Genomic DNA, 402 nt, shown 5'->3' with positions numbered 1-402 from the left:
GCTGATGACGAAGTCCAGTTCGATCAGCACCAGCCCCTCGTAATCCCGTTCTTGTGGTTCGCCAGCGGGTTGTGGCTGCCTATCTGGTAGTTGACCCGCAGCATAATGGCACTGATGTGAGCCTGCAGGTCGGCACGCAACTGCAGGTCGCCGCGAAGATCATAGGAGTAGTGCTGGTGAATGCAGGTCAGCGGATGTAAACCAGTTGCTCGCTCTTGGCGGCCATGGCCGGGCCGAGCTGGGGGGATCTGCAGTTAGGCGGGTCTGGATCTGGATGACGAGGCTGGCGATCTCCTCCTGCCCCGGCGGGGCCTGGGTTGGTAACTCGGCATGGATGTCGCGGACCACCATGGCCAGGGTCAGGCTGATGTCATCGCTGGCAAACTGGCACAGCTCGTGGCC

The 402-nt window shown here is 61.7% G+C and carries 1 pseudogene; it reads right to left on the bottom strand.

Going from position 1 to position 402, the window contains the following annotated elements:
• Nucleotides 1-53: 53 nt before the first annotated feature.
• A pseudogene (locus tag JWG43_RS19020) lies at nt 54-402 on the bottom strand (transcription antiterminator BglG); the annotation flags it as partial.

The sequence above is a fragment of the Desulfobulbus alkaliphilus genome, from assembly GCF_016918545.1.
GTDB lineage: Bacteria > Desulfobacterota > Desulfobulbia > Desulfobulbales > Desulfobulbaceae > Desulfobulbus > Desulfobulbus alkaliphilus.
The sequence above is the reverse complement of the archived record's forward strand: the minus strand, read 5'-3'. Positions and strand labels throughout refer to the sequence as shown.